This window comes from Streptomyces sp. NPDC107562 (assembly GCF_055657325.1).
On sequence record NZ_JBVKBE010000001.1, the window covers coordinates 449,587 to 467,631 of the forward strand.

Genomic DNA, 18,045 nt, shown 5'->3' on the forward strand with positions numbered 1-18,045 from the left:
AGACAGAGAGAGACATCATGTCCACGCGTACGCTCATCTCGCCGGCCCAGCGCGCCAAGCCCCGTGCGAAGGCCGTCTACTGGACCGTCTTCACCCTGGTCATGGGCGGCTTCACCCTGGTCTTCCTCGGACCGCTGTACTGGCTCGTCTCCAGCGGCTTCAAGGACGCCCAGGAAGTCATCCAGACACCCCCGACGCTGGTGCCGGGGAGCTTCACCCCGGAGAACTACAGCCGCGCCTGGGAGGTCATGGACCTGTCCTCCCTGCTCTTCAACACCCTCTACTACGCGTTCGGCGCGCTCGCCTTCCAACTGGTCCTCGACGTGGCGGCAGCGTACTCGCTGTCCAAACTGCGCCCGGTGCTGGGCAAGGCGATCCTCGGCATGATGCTCGCCACCCTGATGATCCCGGCGACCGTGCTCGTCGTCCCGCAGTACCTGACCGTCCTGGACGTGCCGATCGTCGAACGGAACCTGCTGAACACGCCGTGGGCGATCTGGCTGCCGTCCGTCACCAACGCCTTCAACATCTTCCTGCTGAAGAGGTTCTTCGACTCCATCCCGAAGGAGCTCCTCGACGCCGCGGCGATGGACGGGGCGTCCCCGATGCGCACCCTGTGGTCGATCGTGCTGCCGATCTCCCGGCCCATCCTCGGCGTGGTGTCGATCTTCGCGGTCGTCGGCGTCTGGAAGGACTTCCTCTGGCCGATGCTCACCCTGCCCGATCCCGCGAAGCAGACGCTCAACGTCGGCATCTACTCGCTGTCCAACGGCGTCCCGGTGAACGTGCTCATCGCCGCGCTGACCATCGCCTCCCTGCCCACCCTGCTGATCTTCCTGGTCTTCCAGCGGAACATCATGAGCGGTCTGACCGCCGGCGGCCTCAAGGGCTGACGCCCGCACGCCCGGCCCACCGTTCCTCCCCAGCCTTCGCCGCCGGCCTGTCCGACGCCCCGCTGTCCGGGTCGGCGGCGAAGATCCACCCTGCCCGAAAGGACATGCCCCGTGGCAGCCCCTCACTCGCCCCGCACCGACGCCTGGTGGCGTGACGCCGTCATCTACCAGGTGTACCCCCGCAGCTTCGCCGACGGCGACGGCGACGGTACCGGGGACCTCGCGGGCGTCCGGGCGAGACTGCCGTATCTCGCCGAACTCGGCATCGACGCCGTCTGGTTCACGCCCTGGTACGCCTCCCCGATGGTCGACGGCGGTTACGACGTCGCCGACTACCGCGCCATCGACCCGGCCTTCGGCACCCTCGACGAGGCCGAGAAGCTCATCGCCGAGGCCGCCGCCCTCGGTATCCGGGTCATCATCGACATCGTCCCCAACCACGTGTCCGACCAGCACACCTGGTTCCAGGAGGCGCTCGCGGCCGGACCCGGCAGTGCCGAGCGGGAGCGCTTCCACTTCCGGCCCGGACGCGGCGAGAGCGGCGAACTCCCGCCCAACGACTGGCCCTCCCAGTTCTCCGGCACCACCTGGACCCGGGTCCCCGACGGCGACTGGTACCTGCACCTGTTCACCCCCGAGCAGCCCGACCTCAACTGGGCCCACCCGGACGTCCGCAGGGAACACGAGGAGGTGCTCCGCTTCTGGTTCGAGCGCGGTGTCGCGGGAGTACGGATCGACTCCGCCGCCCTGCTCGTGAAGGACCCCGCGCTCGCCGACTTCGTGGAGGGCGTCGACCCCCACCCCTACATCGACCAGGACGACCTGCACGTCGTCTACCGATCCTGGCGGGCGATCGCCGACGAGTACGGAGCCGTCTTCGTCGGCGAGGTCTGGCTGCCCGACGCGGAACGCTTCGCCCGCTACCTGCGCCCCGACGAACTCCACACCGCCTTCAACTTCAACTTCCTCACCTGCCCCTGGGAGGCGGAGCGGCTGCGGGCCACCATCGACGCGACCCTCGCCGAGCACGCCCCCGTCGGTGCCCCGGCGACCTGGGTGCTGTGCAACCACGACGTCACCCGCACCGTCACCCGCTACGGGCGCGAGGACACCGGCTTCGACTTCGCCAAGAAGCGGTTCGGCACCCCCACCGACCTCACCCTCGGCACCCGGCGCGCCCGCGCCGCCGCCCTGCTCACCCTCGCCCTGCCCGGGTCCGTCTACCTCTACCAGGGCGAGGAACTGGGCCTGCCCGAGGTTGACATACCGCCGGCCCGTATCCAGGACCCCATGCACTTCCGCTCCGGCGGGGTCGACCCGGGCCGCGACGGATGCCGTGTACCGCTGCCCTGGGAGGCCGAGGCACCGTCGTACGGTTTCGGCACCTCGGCGCAGCCCTGGCTGCCGCAACCGGGGGACTGGGACCGCTACGCCGTCGACCGGCAGCGCACCGACCCCGGGTCCATGCTCACGCTGTACCGCGAGGCCCTGATGACGCGCGGCTCCGAACCCGGCTTCGGCGACGGCCCCCTGACCTGGCGGCCCGCCGCGGACGGCGTCCTGTCCTTCGCCCGGGCCGGTGGCCTGCTCTGCGTGGTCAACCTCTCGGACCGGCCGGCCGAACTGCCGCCGCACACGCGGCTGCTGCTCGCCAGCGGCCCGCTGCACACCGACGGAACGCTGCCGCGGGACACGGCGGTGTGGCTGCGGGCCTGACCCGGCGACGCAGCGTTCTGTCCGCGCCGCAGGGGGGCGCGGACAGAACGCTCCGCGGGCTGCCGGGGCGCGGTCACCGTGAGCGGACCGGCGAATTCCGCAATGGAAAGAGTGCAATCCACTTGCACATCTTGCATTGGATTTGCGCTACCCTTGCGTGTATGACGCGACGACTTGCTCAGGTGGCGAAGAAAGTGGGTGTCAGCGAGGCGACGGTCAGCCGTGTCCTCAACGGCAAGCCCGGGGTCTCCGAGGCGACCCGTCAGTCGGTGCTCACGGCCCTCGACGTCCTCGGGTACGAGCGGCCGACCCAGCTGCGCGGCGAGCGCGCGCGGCTCGTCGGCCTCGTGCTCCCTGAGCTGCAGAACCCAATCTTTCCCGCGTTCGCCGAGGTCATCGGTGGTGCGCTCGCCCAGCAGGGGCTGACTCCCGTGCTGTGCACACAGACCCGCGGAGGCGTCTCCGAGGCCGACTACGTGGATCTGCTGCTCCAGCAGCAGGTCTCCGGCGTGATCTTCGCCGGAGGCCTCTTCGCGCAGGCGGACGCCCCGCACGAGCACTACCACCAGCTGGCCGAGCGCAAGATCCCCGTCGTCCTCATCAACGCGTCGATAGAGGGGCTCGACTTCCCCTGTGTCGCCTGTGACGACGCCGTCGCCGTCGAACAGGCCTGGCGTCATCTCGCCTCGCTCGGCCACGAGCGGATCGGCCTGGTCCTCGGCCCCGCCGACCACGTGCCCTCGCGCCGCAAGCTGGAGGCCGCCCGGGCCGCGGCGAAGGCCGCCGGCATGCCGTGGGCCGAGGAGTTCGTGGAGCGGTCCATCTTCTCCCTGGAGGGCGGGCAGGCCGCGGCGGCGCGGCTGCTGGAGCGGGGGGTCACCGGCATCGTGTGCGCCAGCGACCCGCTCGCCCTCGGGGCCATCAGGGCCGCCCGCCGGCGAGGGCTCCTGGTCCCCTCCGAGGTGTCGGTCATCGGCTACGACGACTCCGCGTTCATGACCTGCACGGAACCGCCGCTGTCGACGGTGCGTCAGCCCATCGAGGCCATGGGGCGCGCGGCGGTCGATCTGCTCTGCGCCCAGATCCAGGGGACCCAGGCCCACCCCGGCGAGCTGCTCTTCGAGCCCGAGCTCGTCGTCCGCGGATCGACGGCTCCGCCGCCCGTCCGCTGACCTCGCCCTGACGTCGCGTCACCCGACGGCACCGGTATCGCCGCCGCCCCGAGCGGCCCCGATACCGGTGCCGTTCGTCGTTCCGGTGCGCAGGTCGTGCCGTGTGCATGACGGAACCGTTGACAAAGCCATCACGCAGTAGAAACCTGTCACCCTGGCGATGCAAATGAGTCACAGATTTACTCAAGAAATCGTCCTACCGTCGCCGTTCCTTATTGGAGTCATGCTGGGTCCCGCGCGTGACCTCCCCGTTCCTCGTCCAGGACGTCGCGTGCGCGCGGTCGCATCCGAGCCCGGGGGAGGGCGAGAGGTCATGCGCTGCGCCCGGATCGTGGAGAGGCCACCATGAGACGGACACATCCGAGCAGGCGACTGGGGGTCGGTCTGCTGACAGCGGGCCTGATCACCGTCGGGCTGCTGCCCGCCCCCGCGCACGCCGCGGCGGAGACCAATCTCGCCCTCGGCAGAGCGGCGACGGCCCAGGGAGCGCACGGCGCCTACCCGGCGGCCAACGTCACCGACGGAAGCCAGCAGTCGTACTGGGAGGGACCGACCGGCTCCTTCCCGCAGTGGGTGCAGGTCGACTTAGGCGCCCCCCTGCCCCTCGACCGCGTCGCGTTGAAGCTGCCCACCGGCTGGGAGGCGCGCTCCCAGACGCTCGCCGTCCTCGGCAGCACCGACGGAAACTCCTTCAGCACCCTCGCCGCCGGACAGGCGCGTTCCTTCACCCCGTCCGCTGCCAACACCGCGAACATCGACCTCCCCACCGCCACCGCGCGGTACGTCCGGGTGCAGGTGTCGGCCAACTCGGGCTGGAACGCCGCCCAGTTGTCGGAGCTGGAGGTATACGGCGAGGACGACTCCGGCCCGGTCGACCCGCCGGTCGAGGGAACGAACCTGGCACGCAACAAGCCGATCGAGGCCACCTCCACCACGCAGAACTACGTGGCCTCGAACGCCAACGACGACAACACCGGCACCTATTGGGAGTCGGCGGGCTTCCCGGCCGGCCTGACGGTGAAGCTCGGCTCCGACGCGGACGTCGAGGCCGTGGCCGTCAAGCTGAACCCGGACCAGATCTGGGGAGCCAGGACCCAGTCCCTGGAGGTCCTCGGCCGGGCGGACGGCGCCTCCGGCTTCACCACCCTCAAGGCCCGCGCCACCTACGCCTTCAGCCCGTCCTCCGGACAGAACTCCGTCGTCATCCCGGTCACCGGCCGCGTCGCCGACGTCCGGCTCACGTTCTCCTCCAACACCGGAGCCCCCGGCGCCCAGGTCGCCGAGTTCCAGGTCCTCGGCAAGGCCACGCCCCAGCCGGACCTCGTCGTCGGCGACCTGACATGGACCCCGGCCTCGCCGAGCGAGGCCGACGACGTGACGGTCCGCGCCACCGTGCGCAACACCGGCACCGCACCCGCCCCCGCGACGACCGTCAACGTCAGCGTCGAGGGCGCCGTCGCCGGATCCGCCCCGGTCGCCGCGCTCGCCGCCGGCGCCTCCACCACCGTCGGTGTCCCCGTCGGCCGGCGCCCCATGGGCGCGTACACCGTCTCGGCCGCCGTCGACCCGACGGACACCGTCACGGAACTCGACAACACCAACAACAGCCGCACCGCGGCCACGAAGCTGACGGTCTCCCAGAGCCCCGGCCCCGACCTGCGGGTCACCGGCATCACCACCAACCCCGCGGCGCCCGCGGCCGGCGCGCCCGTCTCCTTCACCGTGGCGGTCAACAACCGCGGCACCAGCGCCGTCCCCGCCGGCACCGTCACCCGCCTCACCGTCGGTGGCACCACCCTGCAGGGGACCACCGGAGCGATCGCCGCCGGGCAGACGGCCACCGTCGCGATCGGCGGCACCTGGACGGCCACGAACGGCGCCGCGACCCTGACCGCGACGGCCGACGCCACCGGAACGGTCGCCGAGACCGACGAGAACAACAACGTCTTCGCGCGCTCCATCGTCGTCGGGCGCGGAGCCGCGGTCCCGTACACCGAGTACGAGGCCGAGGACGCCCGCTACAGCGGAACGCTGCTCACCGCCGACAAGAAGCGCACCTTCGGGCACACCAACTTCGCCACCGAGTCCTCCGGCCGCCAGTCGGTCCGCCTCAACAGCACCGGTGACCACGTGGAGTTCACCTCCACGAACGCCGCCAACTCCGTCGTCGTACGCAACTCCATCCCCGACGCCGCGGCCGGCGGCGGCCGCGAGGCGACCCTCAGCCTCTACGCCGACGGCACCTTCGTGCGCAAGCTGACGCTGTCCTCCAAGCACAGCTGGCTCTACGGCTCCACCGACGACCCGGAGGGTCTGACCAACCGGCCCGGCGGCGACGCCCGGCGCCTCTTCGACGAGTCGAACGCCCTGCTGAGCCAGTCGTACCCGGCCGGCACCAAGTTCCGTCTGCAGCGGGACGCGGGCGACACCGCCGACTTCTACGTCATCGACCTGATCGACCTGGAGCAGGTCGCGCCCCCGGCCGCCAAGCCGGCCGCGTGCAGCTCGATCACCGAGTACGGCGCCGTCCCCAACGACGGCATCGACGACACCGACGCGATCCAGCGCGCCGTGACCGCCGACCAGAAGGGCGAGATCGCCTGCGTGTGGATCCCGGCCGGTCAGTGGCGCCAGGAGCAGAAGATCCTCACCGACGACCCGCTCGACCGCGGCACCCACAACCAGGTCGGCATCCGTGACGTGACCCTCCGCGGCGCCGGCATGTGGCACTCCCAGCTGTACACCCTGACCCCGCCCCACCAGGCGGGCGGCATCAACCACCCGCACGAGGGCAACTTCGGCTTCGACATCGACGAGAACACCCAGATCTCCGACATCGCGATCTTCGGCTCCGGGACCATCCGCGGCGGTGACGGCAACGCCGAGGGCGGCGTCGGCCTCAACGGCCGGTTCGGCAAGAACACCAAGATCAGCAACGTCTGGATCGAGCACGCCAACGTCGGCGTCTGGGCAGGACGGGACTACTCCAACATCCCCGAGCTGTGGGGTCCGGGCGACGGCCTGGAGTTCACCGGGATGCGGATCCGCAACACCTACGCCGACGGCATCAACTTCGCCAACGGCACCCGCAACTCGACGGTCCACAACTCCTCGTTCCGCAACACCGGCGACGACGCCCTGGCCGTCTGGGCGAGCAAGTACGTCAAGGACACGTCGGTGGACATCGGCCACGACAACCACTTCCGCAACAACACGATCCAGTTGCCCTGGCGGGCCAACGGCATCGCCGTCTACGGCGGCTACGGCAACACGATCGAGAACAACGTCGTCGCGGACACCATGAACTACCCGGGGATCATGCTGGCGACCGACCACGACCCGCTGCCCTTCTCCGGGCAGACCCTCATAGCCAACAACACGCTGCACCGCACGGGCGGGGCGTTCTGGGGCGAGGCCCAGGAGTTCGGCGCCATCACGCTCTTCGCGCAGGGACCGGACATCCCCGGCGTCACCATCCGTGACACCGAGATCCACGACTCGACCTACGACGGCATCCAGTTCAAGACGGGTGGCGGCGCGATGCCGAACGTGAAGATCAGCAACGTCCGCATCGACAAGTCCGTGAACGGCTGCGGTGTCCTCGCGATGGGCGGGGCCCGGGGCAGCGCGACCCTGACGGACGTGACGATCACCAACTCGGCGGAGAGCGACGTCTGCGTCGAGCCGGGCTCGCAGTTCGTCATCAACCGCAACTGATCCACCGCACCGGTGCGGCGGCCCGCCCCTCGCGGGCCGCCGCGCGTCAGATCCGGACACCATCCCCGAGCCGTGACTCGCACCCGGCGTGCGAGCCCGAAATGCGAGGACTGATGAGTACCCCCACCTGGAGATCACGGTGCCTGAGCGCCCTGGTCGCGACGAGCCTGCTGGCGATCGGCGGTCCCTTGATGACCGCCCGAGCGGCGGGCGGCCCCAACATCGCGCTCGGCGACAGCGCGTCGGCGAGCAGTGCGGGCGGAGCCTACGGCGCCGTGAACATCACCGACGGCAACCAGGGCTCGTACTGGGAGAGCGCGGGCACGACCCTGCCGCAGTGGGTGCAGGCCGACCTCGGCACCGCCGAGCGCGTCGACGAGGTCGTCCTGAAGCTGCCCGCGGGCTGGGAGAGCCGTACCCAGACCCTGTCCGTGCAGGGCAGCGCCGACGGCACCAGCTTCACCACTCTCAAGAGCTCCGCCGCCTACACCTTCAGCCCCGGTTCCGGAAACGCGGTGACCGTCTCCTTCCCGGCCACCCAGACCCGCTACGTGCGCATCGCCATCAGCGCCAACACCGGCTGGCAGGCGGCGCAGCTGTCCGAACTGGAGGTGCACGCGGCCGACGGATCCTCGGCGAACCTCGCGGCCGGCAAGACCCTGAAGGCGAGCAGCCACACCGAGGTGTACGCGGCCCCCAATGCCAACGACGGCAACCGGGCCACCTATTGGGAGAGCGCCAACAACGCCCTTCCGCAGTGGATCGAGGCCGACCTCGGCGCCTCCGTGGCCGTGAACCGCGTCGTGCTGAAACTGCCGGCCGGCTGGGGCGCGCGCAGCCAGACCCTGAAGATCCAGGGCAGCACCAACGGCACGTCCTACACCGACCTGTCGGCCTCCCAGGCGCACACCTTCAACGCGGCGAACGACAACACCGTCACGATCACCCTCGACTCCGCCACCACCCGGCACGTCCGCGTCCTGGTGACCGCCAACTCCGTCCAGCCGGCGGCCCAGCTGTCCGAACTGGAGATCTACGGCCCGGCCGGCGGTGACACCCAGGCGCCGACCGCCCCCGCGAACCTGGCCTTCACCGAGCCCGCGAGTGGACAGATCAGGCTGACCTGGAACGCCGCCACCGACAACGTCGGCGTCACCGGCTACGACATCTACGCCAACGGCTCCCTGCTGACCTCCGTCGCCGGCAACGTCACGACGTTCACCGACAGCCGTCCCGCGAACCAGACGGTCTCCTACCGCGTCCGCGCCAAGGACGCCGCCGGCAACCAGTCGGGCGACAGCAACACCGTGACCCGTCTCGGCGACTCCGGTGACACCCAGGCCCCGACCGCCCCGGCGAACCTGGCGTTCACCGAGCCGGCGAGCGGGCAGATCAGGCTCACCTGGAGCGCCTCCAGCGACAACGTGGGCGTCACCGGTTACGACATCTACGCCAACAACGTCCTGCGCGACAGCGTGGCCGGCAACGTCACCACCTTCACCGACAACCAGCCGCCGACGAGCACCGTCACCTACCACGTCCGTGCCAAGGACGCCGCCGGCAACCAGTCGGGCAACAGCAACGGCGTCACCCGCAACGGCAGCGGAACCGGCTCGAACCTCGCCGTCGGCAAGCCGATCGAGGCCTCCTCCACGGTGCACACCTTCGTCGCCACGAACGCCAACGACAACAACACGGCGACCTACTGGGAGGGCGCGGGCGGCAGCTACCCGAACACCCTCACCGTCAAGCTGGGGGCCAACGCCGACGTCGACCGGCTCGTGCTCAAGCTGAACCCGGACAGCGCGTGGGGCACCCGCTCCCAGACCGTCGAAGTCCTTGGCCGGACGCAGAGCGCCACCGGCTTCACCGGCCTCGTCGCCGCCAGGAGCTACACCTTCGACCCGGCGAACGGCAACACGGTCACCGTCCCGGTCACCGCCCGCGTGGCCGACGTCCAGCTGAAGTTCACCGCCAACTCCGGTGCCCCGGCCGGTCAGGTCGCCGAGTTCCAGGTCATCGGCGTCCCCGCGCCCAACCCGGACCTCGTGGTCACGAACCTCACCACCTCGCCCGCCTCACCTGTCGAGTCGGACGAGATCACCGTGTCGGCCACCGTCCGCAACGACGGTCCGGCGGCGGCCGCCGCGAGCCGGGTCGCGCTGCGCCTCGGCGGCACCCAGGTCGCGACCGCGCAGGTCGGCGCCCTGGCGGCGGGCGCCCAGACCACGGTCAGCGCCTCCGTCGGGGCCCGCGACGCCGGCTCGTACGAGCTGAGCGCCGTCGCCGACGAGGCGAACACGGTCATCGAGCAGAACGAGACCAACAACACCCACACCCGCTCCACCCCCCTCGTGGTCAGGCCCGTGGCCAGCTCGGACCTCGTGGCCTCCTCGGTGACGACCACGCCGTCCAGCCCGGCGGCCGGTGACACCGTCAACTTCAAGGTGACGATGAGGAACCAGGGCAACGAGCCGAGCGCGTCCGGCAGCCACGGCGTGACGCTCACCCTGCTCGACGGTCAGGGCCAGACGGTCAGGACTCTGACCGGCGCCCACACCGGCACCCTCGCCGCGGGCGCCTCGGCCGAGGTGAACCTCGGTCCGTGGACGGCGGCCAACGGCTCGTACACGGTGCGGACGGTCCTGGCCGACGACGCCAACGAGCTGCCGGTCAAGCGTGCCAACAACACCTCCACACAGCCCTTGTTCGTCGGCCGCGGCGCGAACATGCCGTACACCAACCAGGAGGCGGAGGACGGCACGGCCGGCGGCGGCGCCACCGTCGTCGGACCCAACCGCACCGTCGGCGACATGGCCGGCGAGGCCTCCGGGCGCAAGGCGGTGAACCTGGACGCGACGGGCGAGTACGTCGAGTTCACCACCCGGGCCGCCACCAACACCCTGGTCACCCGGTTCTCGATCCCGGACGCCCCCGGGGGAGGCGGCATCGACTCCACCCTCAACGTGTACGTCGACGGCGTCTTCAAGAAGGCACTGCCGCTGACCTCGAAGTACGCCTGGCTGTACGGAGCGGAGGCCTCGCCCGGAAACTCGCCCGGATCGGGAGCGCCCCGGCACATCTACGACGAGGCGCACATGATGTTCGCCGAGACCGTCCCCGCGGGAGCCAAGATCCGGCTGCAGAAGGACGCGGCCAACACCGCCGGTCACTACGCGATCGACTTCGTCAGCCTGGAGCGGGTCGCCCCGGTCGCCAACCCGGACCCGGCCACCTACACGGTGCCCGCCGGCTTCACGCACCAGGACGTGCAGAACGCGCTCGACCGGGTCCGGATGGACACCACCGGCAAGCTCGTCGGTGTCTACCTGCCGCCCGGCGACTACCAGACGTCGAGCAAGTTCCAGGTGTACGGCAAGGCGGTGCAGGTCGTCGGCGCCGGGCCCTGGTACACGCGCTTCCACGCGCCCTCCACCCAGGACAACACCGACGTGGGCTTCCGTGCCGAGGCGGCCGCCAAGGGCTCGCTGTTCAAGGGCTTCGCCTACTTCGGCAACTACACCTCGCGCATCGACGGACCGGGCAAGGTCTTCGACTTCGCGAACGTGTCGGACATCGTCATCGACGACATCTGGAACGAGCACATGGTCTGCCTCTACTGGGGCGCCAACACGGACCGGATCACCATCAAGAACTCCCGGATCCGCAACATGTTCGCCGACGGCATCAACATGACCAACGGGTCGACGGACAACCTCGTCAGCAACAACGACGCGCGCGCGACCGGTGACGACAGCTTCGCGCTGTTCTCCGCCATCGACGCGGGCGGCGCGGACATGAAGAACAACGTCTACGAGAACCTGAGCTCCACCCTGACCTGGCGGGCGGCGGGCGTGGCCGTCTACGGCGGCTACGACAACACCTTCCGCAACATCCACATCGCCGACACCCTCGTCTACTCCGGCATCACGATCTCCTCGCTGGACTTCGGCTACCCGATGAACGGCTTCGGGACCGGGCCGACGACCTTCGAGAACATCTCGATCGTCCGGGCGGGCGGCCACTTCTGGGGCAACCAGACCTTCGGCGGCATGTGGCTCTTCTCCGCCTCCAAGGTCTTCCAGGGCATTCGCGTCAACGACGTCGACATCGTCGATCCCACCTACAGCGGGATCATGTTCCAGACGAAGTACGACGGCGCCGGCCGGCCGGAGAACCCGGTGAAGGACACCGTCTTCAACGACATCTCCATCACCGGCGCCCGCAAGAGCGGGGACGCCTGGGACGCCAAGTCCGGCATGGGCATCTGGGTCAACGAGATGCCCGAGCCCGGACAGGGGCCTGCGGTCGGTGAGGCGACGTTCAACTGCCTGCGGATGAGCAACAACGCGGAGAACATCCGCAACAGCACGACGACCTTCAAACTCACCATCAACCCCTGCTGACCTGCAGCTTCGCGCTCTGAAGATCAGGTTTACTGCCACGACCGGCGCCCGCCGCACCCAGCGGCGGGCGCCGCTCCCGTGAAAGTGGCCTGCCCCATAGTGGACCGGTTGCCTACTTCCGGGCGAACGGTCGTACACTCGCGGCATGGGACGAACGAGCGATGCCCGGGACAAGATCCTCACCGCTGCCCAGTCTCTGATCGAGCTGCGCGGCTACTCGGCCCTCGGTGTGGCGGAGATCTGCAAGGCGGCCGGGGTGCCGAAGGGCAGTTTCTACTACTTCTTCGAGTCCAAGGAAGCCCTGGCCCTGGCCGTGATCGACGAGCACTGGACGGCGCAGCGGCGCGACTGGGACCGCGTGCTCGGCGGTGGCCAGGAGCCCCTGCAGCGGCTCCGGCAGCTCTTCGAGGAGACCACGGCGGCCCAGAACGCCGGCAAGGCGTCGTGCGGCTCCGTGTCCGGGTGCATGTTCGGCAACCTGACGCTGGAGATGAGCAACCAGACCGAGGCGATCCGCGACCGTCTGCAGCAGATCTTCGACGCCCAGGTGGACATGATCGACGAGGTGATCCGCGCGGCCTCGGAGCGCGGGGACGTGCAGGTCACCGACACCCGCGACGCCGCTCGTTCCGTGGTCGCGCAGCTGGAGGGCCAGGTGCTCTTCGCCAAGCTGTACAACAACACCGCAGGGCTCGACGCGCTGTGGAACAACGCCCTGGCCCTCCTGGGAGCGCGTGCCGTCGAGGGGAACGCGGCCGCCGTCTGACGGCGCGGCTCACGCGAACGTGACGTCGTCGATGTCGATGGTGACGAGTTCGATGTCGCGCGAGACCGACCCGTCCTCGTTCAGCGGGTGCACCCGTCGCCGGGTGGGGACCATGATGCCGCCGAAATCCTCGTGGCCGAAGGTGAAGTGCGCCGCCGGACCGGCGTTGATGACCTCCGCGGTGTAGTCGTGCCTGCGGAGCAGGCCGTCCTCACCGAAGTGGAAGAGCTGCTCGCGGCTGTGCGTGGCGATCTCGTCCGGGAAGGTGACCTTGAGCCGGCTCCACCTCTCGCCCTCCTCCGTAGTGAGGGGAGGCAGCTCCTCGGTGCGGAAGCCGGGGGAGACGAAGCTGAACGGCGAGGTCAGGTAGGTCCACATCGCGTAGCCGGCGAAGTAGGCCACGTGCAGGTCGTCCCACGGGGTCGCGAGAGTGTGATCCTCGAACGCCTGCCGGGGTGCCCGTCGCTCGGCCTGCACCTCACCCTGGTCGTTCACCACGGCCACCCGGTCGGCGGTGAAGGAGGTGCGCAGGTCGGGGGCGGTGAAGGGGTGATGACTGGCGTGCTGCCGGTGGAGATCCACGCGGACCGTGGCCTGCGAGAGGATTCCCTCCCGGCCTTTCAGGCCCCACAGCGCGCCGCCGGAGCGGAAGCCGACCGTGACCGACTCGTACCGCCGGAAGCGGTCGAGGCCGCCGTGCGCGTCGATGACATGGGCCGCGAGATCACTCATCACTGGGTCCTTCTGGTCGATAGGCGGGGAACTCCTGTGCACCCATCGATAATGACCGGTCGTCTTAAACGAAGCAAGTCAGACAGGTGCTGCCCAGCAGATAGCGTCTGTTCCTTGCTATGCTTCAAAACGACCGATCGTCTCGAAACAGGGAGGCAGCGATGCCCAGAGCGAGCCTGCGGGAGAACCTCGTCGCCGCGGCGGTGCAGGAGTTCCACGCCCGTGGCTACGCGGCGACGGGCGTGAAGGACATCACCGACGCCGCGGGCGCACCGAAGGGTTCGTTCTACAACCACTTCGACAGCAAGGAAGCCCTGGCCGTCGTGGCCCTGGAACGGTACGGCACGACCCGACGGCTCGAAGATCTCCGTGACACCTCGGTCGCGCCCCTGACCCGGCTGCGGGAACACTTCGAGTTCCTGCGCGACGAGAACGTCCAGGCGGAGTTCCACAGGGGCTGCCTGGTGGGCGACCTCGCCGTCGAGGTCGCCGATCACAGCGACGCGCTGCGCGATACGACCAGCCGGAGCCTGAAGGCGTGGACCGACGCGCTCGCCGTCGCCGTCGCCGACGCCCAGAAGGCGGGCGACGTGGCGAAGACCCTGGACGCGGCGACCCTGGCGCGCTTCGTGCTGAACGCCTGGGAGGGCGCCCTGATCTCCGCCCGGGCCGACCGCTCGGCACGGGCCTTCGAGACCTTCTTCACCGTCGTCTTCGGCGTACTGCTGCGCTGAACGGCGCAGGCATGGCCCGTTTCCGGCCCGCTCCTGCCAGGTGGCGTCCCTCAGGCCGCGGCCTCCCAGGCGAAGCCGTCCGGGTCGGTGAAGGAGCCGGCCGAGCCGCCGAGGACGACGCGGTGCGAGCCGGTGCCCTCGGCCGGGACGCCGAGATCCTTGGCCAGGCCGCGGCGCTTGTACAGCGCCAGCTTCACGGGACCGGACCCGTCGGTGGCGAACTCGGCGTACTTGCCGCCGAAGCTCCTTGCCACGGTCAGGCCCCGGTCGACGTAGAACTGCTTGCCGGCCTTCACGTCCTCGACGCCGAGCAGGAGGACGACCTCGTCGATCTCCCGGGTGGCCGGCCCCGCGTCCTTCTTCGCCGGGGTCGCGGCCTTCCAGATCGTGCCGTCCGGTGCCTGGACGACACCGCCGTACCCCCACAGCGACCTCGCGGCGGGCTTGAGCACCGTGGCGCCGGCCTCGACCGCGGCGCCGAGGAAGCTGTCGACGGTGGCCGGCCGGGACACCGTGAGCGCCAGGGTGAAGCCGCGGAAGCCGGTGGAGTGCGCGTCGGACGCCCGCAGGCGGATGTGCGTGTCCACTCCGAAGGCGGCGTAGAAGCGACGGGCGGCCTCGGGGTCGGCCACCTCGAGGGTGACGGAGGCGAGGGACGTGGTGGATGCGGTGAGTGCCATGCCCTTCACGCTAGGGGCCGCGGCATCGCCGAGGCTTCTCGATTCCTGACCGGTCCTGTCGGGTCCTGCGTGCCGGCTCCGCGAGCACCGCGAGCGCCTTACGAGACTCCTGCGAATTTGTGAGCCGATTGAACACACCGGCCCCGCCTCCCGTATGGCACCCGGGGGAACTCATGCCCGGGTCGACCAACGCGTAGGAGTACAACCGTGGGACGCAACACGCGCAGACGCCCAACCGGCGCGCGACGCGCGACATTCGCAGCCGTCGCGCTGATGCTCGGCGGCGGAGCACTGGTCGGTGTGAACGTGTACGCCTCCGCCACCGACGGCGGCGACAACGTCGGTGACACCAAGAGCGCGTGGGGCGCCGCCACGATCGACTGCCCCGACGTGGGCGAGCGGCTGACCGAGGTGCCGGAGGCGGCACGGGCGGAGGTCGACAAGGAACTCGCCCTGCTCGACCAGCAGATCGCCGAGGCCTATCAGCAACTCCAGCAGCAGCCCGTCGAGTCGGCGCAGGAAGCGGTGGTGAAGCCGCTGACGGACGAGCGCGGCGCCACGATCCAGCGCATCGCGGCCGCCCTGGAGAGCGCGGGCGAGCGACCGGAAGGGCTGGAGGCCCTGGCGGCGTGCACCCTGCTGGAGGCAGAGGGCGCGCAGGAGGGCACCGGCGAGGAAGGGGCCGGTGACGGCTCCGAGGGCGAGGGTGAGGGTCAGACCGGCGAGGGCGGTCAGGCCGAAGGCGGCGATCAGGCCGGCGAAGGACAGGGCGGCATCGGCGGCCAGGGCGGCAACGGACCCGTCGCCGCGGACTACGCGGACATCGCCTCCGTCCAGCCCAACGTGGCCGCTCCGCCCCAGTCGGAGGCCGCTTCGCGCGGCACCTTCACGACCAGCTGCGGTGTCAACGCCGGTGGCCTGTTCAACTCGGACAACGTGATCGTCGCCCCCGGTGTCACCAACGGGGCGCACCACTTCCACGACTACATCGGCAACCAGTCCAACGACGCGTTCGCGAGCGACGAAGACCTCGCGGCGGCCGACACCAGCTGTGCGGACCAGGGTGACAAGTCGTCGTACTACTGGCCCGTGCTGCGGCTGCAGAACGGCACGCAGGAGCAGGACGCCCAGTCGCCCGGCGGCGGGGTGGAGGGCAACGCCGGCGAGATCGTGACGCCGAAGGAGGTCACGCTGACGTTCGAGGGCAGCCCGCTCGGTGAGGTCACCGCGATGCCGCGGCTGCTGCGCATCATCACCGGCGACGCCAAGGCGTTCGTCAACGGCCCCGGCAACGCGAACGCCTCGTGGAGCTGCACCGGCTTCGAGGACCGGCAGCTGAAGGACAAGTACCCGCTCTGCCCGTCGGGCAGCGACGTGGTGCGCACCTTCCGCTTCCAGAGCTGCTGGGACGGCTCCAACATCGACAGCGCCAACCACCGCACGCACGTGGCCTTCGCCGACGCCTCGGGCAACTGCCCCTCCGGCTTCCGCGCGATCCCGCAGCTGGTGCAGCGGATCGTCTACGACGTCGACGCGCCGAGTCTGAACGACGGCGGCAGTACGACGCCCCTGTTCGCGGTGGACTCCTTCCCGGAGCAGCTCCACAAGCCGGTCACCGACCACGGCGACTTCATCAACGTCTTCGACGAGGACCTGATGGGGGAGATGGTCGACTGCATCAACGAGGGACGCGAGTGCGGCGACGGTGCCGGCGACGGCGGCGACGGCGGCGCAGAGGAGCCGGGTGACGGTGGTGGCGAGCAGCCTGGTGACCCCGGTGACGGTGGTGGCGAGCAGCCTGGTGACCCCGGTGACGGTGGTGGCGAGCAGCCTGGTGACCCCGGTGACGGTGGTGGCGAGCAGCCTGGTGACCCCGGTGACGGTGGTGCCGAGCAGCCCGGTGACCCCGGTGACGACGGTGGTGTGGACGAGCCCGGCAAGGGTTCCGGCGGCGCTGCCGAGCCCGGCGACGTCCCCGACGACGAGTCGGCGCCGGCGGACGACGCCCCGGCGACGAACACACAGCGTCCCGTCGAGCCCAAGGCCGCGGGCACCCCGAACGCCCCCCTGCCGGCCGCCACTTCGCGGGCGCCCGTCGCTGACGCCGGGGCGGGCGGCTCCGGCACCGGGACGTCGACCGGGCAGCAGGTCGCCGCTCCGCAGGGGAACCAGGGCGGACTCGCCGAGACGGGCGCGCGCCTGTGGCCCGCGGCGGCCGGCTCCGCTCTCCTGATCGCCGGCGGACTCCTGCTGGTACGCACCCGGCGCCGCCAGGTGTAGCGTCGGCGGACCGCAGTCGACGACGAGAGCCCGGGTTCTTCGCGAACCCGGGCTCTCGTCGTCCCGCACGGCCCCGCGTACGCCGAGGCCAGTACGCCCACCTACTCCCGCCGTCAGATGCCTCGCGCACCCGAGGGGCGGCACGGTGGGTGGGTGAAACTCAGTCGCCCCGCACGCCGGGTCCTTCTCGTCACGCATGTCGTCGCCTCCGCGAGCTGGCTCGGGCTCACGCTCGGGCTGCTCGCGCTCGGCCTCACCGCGGCCGGCTCCGGCTCGGCGGAGACGGTCGAGGCGTCCGTCCGCGCCATGAAGCTCTTCGCCGACCGGCTCCTGCTGCCCCTCGCGTTCCTCACCCTCGCCGGCGGTCTGCTGCTGTCCCTCGGCACGCAATGGGGCCTGGCCAGGCATCGCTGGGTGTACACGAAGTTCTGGTTGACCCTGGCCACGACCACCGCCACAGCCTTCGCCCTGCGCCCCGGGGTGAACGCCGCGGTCGCCTCCGTGACGGCCGGTGAAGGACTGCCGGACGCCGGTGACGTCCTCATGGGGCCCGTGGTGTCCCTGTCCGCCTATGTGTTCATGACGGTCATCTCGATCCTCAAGCCCTGGGGACCGACCCGCCGGGGCCGCAGGCTCCGGACGGCCGGGCGCGGACCGCGGCCCGCCGAACGGATCACCGAGACGGTCTGACCCCGCCTGCCGGCTCGTCAGGCTCATCCCGTGTACAGGGCGCCGATCGCCGGTGTCTCGGAGACGGAGTCGCGTACGACGTCCCGGTCGAGAAGCAGGAGCTGTCGTGGCGATGGTCGGACTGTTCTGGGTCACTCCGGACGCGGTGTATGTGGGCTCGCCGCCGGCCGCCGACGGGAGACGGGGACCGGGCCGGAGGTACTGACCGTGTACGCGGCCGCGGCGCGCGGGTACGGCGCGGGCGAGGTGGCGCTGTCGC

11 protein-coding genes are annotated in these 18,045 nt (G+C 70.3%); 9 read left to right on the forward strand and 2 right to left on the reverse strand.

The window, feature by feature from the left end:
• The first annotated feature begins 17 nt into the window (after positions 1 to 17).
• From ACZ7LV_RS02130 to ACZ7LV_RS02155, 6 genes are all read left to right on the forward strand, one after another.
• Positions 18 to 893 carry a carbohydrate ABC transporter permease gene (locus tag ACZ7LV_RS02130; RefSeq protein ID WP_471934871.1) on the forward strand — a complete coding sequence of 292 codons (876 nt, stop codon included), beginning with the start codon at positions 18 to 20 and terminating at the stop codon, positions 891 to 893.
• Between the two features lie 111 nt (positions 894 to 1,004).
• Positions 1,005 to 2,609, forward strand: coding sequence for a glycoside hydrolase family 13 protein (locus tag ACZ7LV_RS02135; RefSeq protein ID WP_471934872.1), 1,605 nt, complete (start codon positions 1,005 to 1,007; stop codon positions 2,607 to 2,609).
• Positions 2,610 to 2,770: 161 nt separating this feature from the next.
• Positions 2,771 to 3,781 (forward strand): LacI family DNA-binding transcriptional regulator, encoded by a 1,011-nt coding sequence (locus ACZ7LV_RS02140; protein ID WP_385388874.1) that lies wholly within the window; start codon positions 2,771 to 2,773, stop codon positions 3,779 to 3,781.
• A 345-nt stretch (positions 3,782 to 4,126) separates the two neighbouring features.
• Positions 4,127 to 7,498, forward strand: coding sequence for a CARDB domain-containing protein (locus tag ACZ7LV_RS02145; protein WP_471934873.1), 3,372 nt, complete (start codon positions 4,127 to 4,129; stop codon positions 7,496 to 7,498).
• A gap of 113 nt (positions 7,499 to 7,611) precedes the next feature.
• The gene (locus ACZ7LV_RS02150) at positions 7,612 to 11,904 is read left to right on the forward strand and encodes a discoidin domain-containing protein (protein WP_471934874.1); all 4,293 of its coding nucleotides are present in this window, start codon (positions 7,612 to 7,614) and stop codon (positions 11,902 to 11,904) included.
• 145 nt (positions 11,905 to 12,049) lie between these two features.
• Entirely contained in the window at positions 12,050 to 12,670 is a 621-nt protein-coding gene (locus ACZ7LV_RS02155; protein WP_471934875.1) for a TetR/AcrR family transcriptional regulator, read from the forward strand.
• Between the two features lie 9 nt (positions 12,671 to 12,679).
• Here ACZ7LV_RS02155 and ACZ7LV_RS02160 read toward each other — a convergent pair whose 3' ends face one another.
• A complete protein-coding gene (locus ACZ7LV_RS02160; protein WP_471934876.1) occupies positions 12,680 to 13,402 on the reverse strand; it encodes a hypothetical protein in 723 nt (240 codons plus the stop codon).
• A 161-nt stretch (positions 13,403 to 13,563) separates the two neighbouring features.
• On the opposite strand from ACZ7LV_RS02160, the gene ACZ7LV_RS02165 reads away from it, so the two are divergent.
• Positions 13,564 to 14,136 carry a TetR/AcrR family transcriptional regulator gene (locus ACZ7LV_RS02165; RefSeq protein WP_471934877.1) on the forward strand — a complete coding sequence of 191 codons (573 nt, stop codon included), beginning with the start codon at positions 13,564 to 13,566 and terminating at the stop codon, positions 14,134 to 14,136.
• A 50-nt stretch (positions 14,137 to 14,186) separates the two neighbouring features.
• Here the strand turns inward: ACZ7LV_RS02165 and ACZ7LV_RS02170 are convergent, their stop codons facing one another.
• The gene (locus ACZ7LV_RS02170) at positions 14,187 to 14,816 is read right to left on the reverse strand and encodes a glyoxalase (RefSeq protein ID WP_471934878.1); all 630 of its coding nucleotides are present in this window, start codon (positions 14,814 to 14,816) and stop codon (positions 14,187 to 14,189) included.
• A gap of 207 nt (positions 14,817 to 15,023) precedes the next feature.
• Here ACZ7LV_RS02170 and ACZ7LV_RS02175 point away from each other — a divergent pair, with 207 nt between their 5' ends.
• Both ACZ7LV_RS02175 and ACZ7LV_RS02180 read left to right on the forward strand, forming a co-directional pair.
• Positions 15,024 to 17,096, forward strand: coding sequence for a DUF1996 domain-containing protein (locus ACZ7LV_RS02175; RefSeq protein WP_471934879.1), 2,073 nt, complete (start codon positions 15,024 to 15,026; stop codon positions 17,094 to 17,096).
• 153 nt (positions 17,097 to 17,249) lie between these two features.
• Entirely contained in the window at positions 17,250 to 17,786 is a 537-nt protein-coding gene (locus ACZ7LV_RS02180; RefSeq protein WP_471934880.1) for a DUF2269 domain-containing protein, read from the forward strand.
• Positions 17,787 to 18,045 lie beyond the last annotated feature (259 nt).

Excerpts from the sequence above, each read along its gene's own strand:
- ACZ7LV_RS02155 (WP_471934875.1), top strand. The coding sequence starts at position 12,050 with ATGGGACGAACGAGCGATGCCCGGGACAAGATCCTCACCGCTGCCCAG.
- ACZ7LV_RS02140 (WP_385388874.1), top strand. The coding sequence starts at position 2,771 with ATGACGCGACGACTTGCTCAGGTGGCGAAGAAAGTGGGTGTCAGCGAG.
- ACZ7LV_RS02150 (WP_471934874.1), top strand. The coding sequence starts at position 7,612 with ATGAGTACCCCCACCTGGAGATCACGGTGCCTGAGCGCCCTGGTCGCG.
- ACZ7LV_RS02145 (WP_471934873.1), top strand. The coding sequence starts at position 4,127 with ATGAGACGGACACATCCGAGCAGGCGACTGGGGGTCGGTCTGCTGACA.
- ACZ7LV_RS02170 (WP_471934878.1), bottom strand. The coding sequence starts at position 14,816 with ATGGCACTCACCGCATCCACCACGTCCCTCGCCTCCGTCACCCTCGAG.
- ACZ7LV_RS02130 (WP_471934871.1), top strand. The coding sequence starts at position 18 with ATGTCCACGCGTACGCTCATCTCGCCGGCCCAGCGCGCCAAGCCCCGT.
- ACZ7LV_RS02165 (WP_471934877.1), top strand. The coding sequence starts at position 13,564 with ATGCCCAGAGCGAGCCTGCGGGAGAACCTCGTCGCCGCGGCGGTGCAG.
- ACZ7LV_RS02160 (WP_471934876.1), bottom strand. The coding sequence starts at position 13,402 with ATGAGTGATCTCGCGGCCCATGTCATCGACGCGCACGGCGGCCTCGAC.